This window comes from Pseudoalteromonas sp. TB41, from assembly GCF_000497975.1.
Taxonomy (GTDB): domain Bacteria; phylum Pseudomonadota; class Gammaproteobacteria; order Enterobacterales; family Alteromonadaceae; genus Pseudoalteromonas; species Pseudoalteromonas tetraodonis.
This window is the reverse complement of the sequence record NZ_AUTH01000118.1, coordinates 1-5,180: the sequence shown is the minus strand read 5'-3', so window position 1 is coordinate 5,180 and position 5,180 is coordinate 1. Positions and strand designations below refer to the sequence as shown.

7 protein-coding genes are annotated in these 5,180 nt (G+C 41.0%); 2 read left to right on the top strand and 5 right to left on the bottom strand.

All coding sequences use genetic code 11. The annotated features are described in order from the left end of the window. On the top strand, window positions 1-549 hold a 549-nt coding region (locus tag L641_RS0120925), incomplete at its 5' end, for a phage portal protein (RefSeq protein ID WP_042849449.1). 74 nt (window positions 550-623) lie between these two features. On the opposite strand, the gene L641_RS0120920 is transcribed toward L641_RS0120925, so the two are convergent. After that, a complete protein-coding gene (locus L641_RS0120920; protein WP_158000855.1) occupies window positions 624-1,301 on the bottom strand; it encodes a GDSL-type esterase/lipase family protein in 678 nt (225 codons plus the stop codon). 346 nt (window positions 1,302-1,647) lie between these two features. Here L641_RS0120920 and L641_RS0120915 point away from each other — a divergent pair, with 346 nt between their 5' ends. Beyond that, window positions 1,648-1,893, top strand: coding sequence for an ogr/Delta-like zinc finger family protein (locus L641_RS0120915; protein ID WP_024603025.1), 246 nt, complete (start codon window positions 1,648-1,650; stop codon window positions 1,891-1,893). Window positions 1,894-1,963: 70 nt separating this feature from the next. On the opposite strand, the gene L641_RS0120910 is transcribed toward L641_RS0120915, so the two are convergent. The 4 genes from L641_RS0120910 to L641_RS0120890 form a co-directional block, all read right to left on the bottom strand. After that, window positions 1,964-2,323 carry a hypothetical protein gene (locus tag L641_RS0120910; RefSeq protein WP_024603024.1) on the bottom strand — a complete coding sequence of 120 codons (360 nt, stop codon included), beginning with the start codon at window positions 2,321-2,323 and terminating at the stop codon, window positions 1,964-1,966. Window positions 2,324-2,420: 97 nt separating this feature from the next. After that, window positions 2,421-2,807, bottom strand: coding sequence for a hypothetical protein (locus L641_RS0120900; RefSeq protein WP_024603023.1), 387 nt, complete (start codon window positions 2,805-2,807; stop codon window positions 2,421-2,423). Further along, complete coding sequence (locus tag L641_RS0120895; protein WP_024603022.1) at window positions 2,794-3,072, bottom strand: hypothetical protein; 279 nt, start codon at window positions 3,070-3,072, stop codon at window positions 2,794-2,796. The genes L641_RS0120900 and L641_RS0120895 overlap by 14 nt, the downstream gene beginning before the upstream one ends. A gap of 8 nt (window positions 3,073-3,080) precedes the next feature. Beyond that, window positions 3,081-5,180: replication endonuclease (locus L641_RS0120890; protein WP_024603021.1), on the bottom strand; the 2,100-nt coding region annotated here is incomplete at its 5' end.

The window sequence follows — 5,180 nt, the reverse complement described above, 5'->3', positions numbered from 1 at the left end:
GTTCGCCAATATGACCCCGTGCAACAAGTGTATGGCTTGGCCGATTACTTAGGCGGGTTACAAGCCACGTTATTAAATGAAGATGCCACACTGTTCCGCCGTAAGTACTTTTTAAACGGCGCACACATGGGTTTTATTATGTACGCGACTGATCCTAACTTAGACCCTGATGTTGAAGACGATATAAAAGAAAAAATACAAGACAGTAAAGGCGTGGGTAACTTCCGCTCGCTGTTTGTAAACATTCCCAACGGTAAAGAAAAAGGCTTACAAATAATCCCTGTGGGTAATTTTGAAAGTAAAGACGAGTTTATGAACGTTAAAAACGTATCGGCGCAAGATATATTAAACGCCCACCGCTTTCCGCCTGGCTTGGCGGGTATTATTCCGGCCAACAATGCAGGCCTTGGCGACCCGACTAAATACGATGCCATGTATTTTAAAAATGAGACTAAACCGCTCATTAAATTAATGAGTGATGAAGTAGCAAGGGATCCTGAAATTGGCAGTAAGTTACAGCTAAATTTTGATTTAGAGCCCAGCGCGTAAAGCTAATATTGAGTAAAGCAAGGGTATGCTACTTAAAATAGTCTTGTAGTATCACTCTTGCCAAATGAAATTGCTTAGATGTTTTTTTGTATTAGTTCAAACCACTTCAAATACATTTCTGCTTTTAAATGAACTCCATCATATGAAGCATCAGTAGTTAGTGAACCTGATGGTGCTAATTTTTCATTTAAATCTATATATACGTATCCATTATCTTTCGACCAATCAAATAAATATTTATTTAATTGATTGACCTTTATATTCCAATTATCTTTACTCGTTAATAATGTTGATTGAATAACTATTTCTATCTTGCTTTCAATTAAGATATTTACTATATTTTTGTATCTTTTAAATATATCTTCTACTTTCTCACCATTTGCAATATCATTTATTCCAAACATAATATAAACAGTTTTAGGGTTCATTGCTAATACTTGATCAACTCTATTTAATATACCCTCTGAGGTGTCACTTCCAATACCTCTATTGGCAACTTTTTTATCTATAAAAGCCTCGTTCCATAGACCAAAGTAAGTAATACTATCCCCTAGAAAAACCACATCATATTCATTAGATAATCCCTTAAAAAGCGACAGATGAGACATATAATGTGAGCTGTGAATAATTGATTTTTCTATATCTGATTCGCTTAACAGTTTTGCTTTTATAGATTTAATTTGGTTATAAGGAAATATCTTATAGTGCCCTACTCCTAAACCATAACAAAAACTAACAAATATAATAGACACTACTAGTAGTACTCTTTTTATCATCCTTAACCTTTTATAAAATTATTTATTTTTACTCTTTATATTGAGATTAAACAATTTTTCAAATAAATACAAATGATAATAATAGGCTGTTCTTTTTATTAATATTATCTGCGGTCTAACTCGAACCTAAATTTTTTCAAACATACCATATAGCCTTTAAACCAATTAACTTTCTGATTAAAAAGTTTTACCCAGAATATAAGAACGATCAATTTTGGATTTAATATCTTTATAAAAACCAGCGAATAATTAACTTCTTATTTGTTATGCACAAACCACTGTATATAATGACAGTGTGTTTTATTAACGATTGGTGAATATTATGGCGCGGGTTACTTGTCCAAATTGCGAAGCTAAAGCTACGATTACATCGCGTGAAACGCAAAGTGCGCACGTAGTAAATTTATACTGCTCATGTACCAATACAAAAGAGTGCGGGGCTACGTTCCGTATTACCCAATCGTTTGATCACTTCTTAAATCCTCCGGTACAAACCACACAACAATTAGCCGCTGCACTTATTAAAAGCCTACCTCGCGAACAACAATTGGAATTAGTTGGGCTTTAGCTTTTACTTTATTTCACGCATTAAAAAGCCCGTATTAAACGGGCTTTTTTGTGGGTGCTGTTTTTATTTTTTACTGGCGCTGCCTGCCATATTGTTGTTGTGGCGCTGGTTGCTGTGGTGCGTATTGTTGCGGCGGTGGCTGCTGTTCGTACTGCCCTTGGTATTGCTGCGGTGCGTAGCCTTGGCTTTGTTCTTGGTTTTGTTGGTTTTCGCTATCCCAAAAAATATACAGCTTTAACGGGCCTTGGTGGTTTATTGGCATGGTGTCGAGCTCTATCTCTACGCTTTCGCTGCCGCCTTGGTTGTTGCTCGGCCATTTAGTGGCGCGGCCTAGTGTGGCGTAGCGGTTTTTGGTAGTGTTGCCTTGCTGGTATTTTTCAGCAATACAGGCTACACGGCCTTTGTCGAGTGGTTTATTTTGTTGGTGCATGGTGCGTTTCCTTTTTGGTTAATGTTGTATTTAATGTTTTGGTTTTAACAACTGAGTGAAATATCCAGTTGCGGCGTTTAACGGTTGCTTTCATGGTTCACCATAATTCGCTTAATTCTTTTTCTAACTGCTTTTGTGCTAAGCGCTCTTCTAATAGCTCGCGGGCTGATTTGCTGCGCTGCTGGTATTGCGGCCGTGGCTCTTGGTTTTCATGATGTGATATTTTTACCGGTGTGCTTACTGGTTTGGGTGACACAATGCGCGTTTTTTTAGTGCGTGGTTTGGTTTCACCAGTGCGTGCTTTGTAGGTTTTGCGATCACAGCCACAGCCTTGAACAAGTCCTAAGTTATCTTTACGTACTACGCGAGTGGTGCCGCATACGCATTTACACATAAAATGCTGCACCCCTCTGTTACGGCGGTCTTCGTTTAATACTGTCCAATTGTTGAAAACGTCACCCGCTTTTACTTTACCTGTGGCCATGGCTGTTCACCTGTTGTTTTGGTTGTGGTCTGTTAGTTACTGCAAATACATCGGCGTTAGGTTCTTGCTGGTAGCCGGTGCAAATTTCGGTGGCAAATACGCTGTTGTTGGTTTTGCCGCATTGGCCGTATTGAGTTTTAGGCGCAGGCTTGTCGAATTTAGTAATAAACGGGCTGTGCTGATCCTCTGCATACCCCTTTGGGCAAAATGCCTGGCAACTAATACATGCCTTTGGCATGAGTACTTTTGAAATTTGAATAGTCATTTTCTCTCCTACGCCATTAAATCCAGTGACCACCAATCGTTGTCACTGATTGCTGATGCGCTGTTATTGTTTACTAAAATTGCTAAGTCCCAATCGCCAATGGTGATCAGGCCGTTTTTAGGCTCGCCATAATGGAACTCACCGAGTTCATTGCGCGTTGCATTAAGGGTTTCGCGCCCGTCAAGCTGTGCATATTGGTAAGCTAGGTCTACTAATTGGCGGGCTTGCTGCCAGTGACTCTCTGTTACATGCCAGCTTGCCGATTTTTGGGCGAGTGTTTTTGCTCGGTATTCAATAGCGAGGTGCTTGTTGTGTTTTATTTGTGCGGTTTCGTCTAAAACATGAAGTTGGCCGTTTTTAATTTGGTAAATTTGGCCGTCTCTGGCGATCCTCTTGCCGCTATTTAGATCCTTTTTAACCTCTGAGATCTGTTTTTTATCACACCCCACCATATCGAGTATTAACTCGGCGCTAGAGCCCACGGCTATAGGCGTACAGTTATTACCACTAGACCAAGATAGGTCGGCTGCGCCGACGTTGGTGCTAGCCTTAGCTGCAATTTTCTCTGCTGTACCTTTGAGTTGTCTTGTCCATTCTATAAGGCGGGTTTTTAAGCTGGTTGCATCCGTTACGTTATGCACATTGTTAAACAAACGTGTAAGCACGGCTTTGTAATCAATATTGGTCACAACACCTTTAATACGGCGCACTACTTCGGCGTAGTCGTTGCCCATTGGGGTGTCTTCGTACATTGATTTAAAGTTAGCAGCGCGGCCAATACACATGCCGCCCTGTAGTTTTACGTAATCTTTCCAATTGGCGTTATCTGCCGCATGTCGAATTGGCTCTATTATTTCGTCTTTAATTGGTTTGCCTTTTGGCATACGGCGAAGCTCTCGCCAAACCGTAACGCTTGGCGAACCCTGAAATTGAAACTGGCGAATGTTCCACGTACTTGCCCAGGCTAAAACGGGATTGGCTTGCTCTTGCAGGTTTTCGCCTGTGTCGGCGTCAACATGATCAGTCAGCATGTAACCATCAATATTTTTACTAATGTATTTAGCAATGTAGGCCGCTGCGCTGCCCTTGCTTTTATCAAGCTTTACAGCGTCAAAGCGTGGGCTAAAAGTACGGTAAAATTTGGTAGGCGCTTTATGGTTTTTCGCCTTAAACTTTTTAGGCTCTCTTTTTTCAGCCTTGGCTTTTTCTGCCTCTTCTTTATTGCGTTGTATGGCTACTTCGTTGGCTTTCTTTTTAGCAAAGCCCCACTCGCTGCGCTTTTGTTTATAGATTTTAAATAACTTGGTTTTCTCAGTCCCTGCACGGTATTTAACGCAGGCTTCTACTGTTTTTATGTGGGTGCCATGGGTGTTTATATCTACAAATTTATTAAATACTTTGGCGCGGGTAAGCTCGGGGCCATAACGATCGTAAAGCTCGCTTTTATCCTCTTGAATAAAGTACCAACGCAAAATAGCGTTGATTTCTTGAAGTTTGTTTTTTGGCATGAATAACATCATGTGCCAGTGCGGACACCCGTCAGCATGTGGCTCTACAACACGTACACCAAAGTATTTAAGTTCACGGCGGTTTAACTTTGAACGTGCCCGCGCCCATGTTGTGGTTAAATAATTTTGCGCATCTTTGGGGGTCGAACCGTCCCACGTACTTGCATTGGCATGAAAACGCGCAGGGCATGTAATAGTGTAAAACATGGCAACATAGCCCATTTCATCGGCTAGTTCTTCGGTTTCACGGATGCGTAGCATTAGCTCATTACGGCGGTTAGCAGGGTTTGCCATGCCGCTTTTTACGGCTTCAATTAAGTTAATTACATCGCCGTCGCTGCTTTGTAGTTCCATCATTTCGAGGAACTGGCGACCACTGGCTTGGGCAAAGCTAAATTCACGTTGTGCTTGTTTTGATGAATACGGGCTAATACCCCGGCGTTTAGGTTTTTGGTTTTTTTTGTCGTAGTAAAGGTCTTTACCCACTTGGCCGGTTGCAATTTCTAGTAGTTCTAAAAACTGTTTACGCAGGGTTTTTAATTGGCGAGCCCACCATTTATCGCATTGCAGTTTAAGCAAGGCGATTTCAAAACAGGCTTG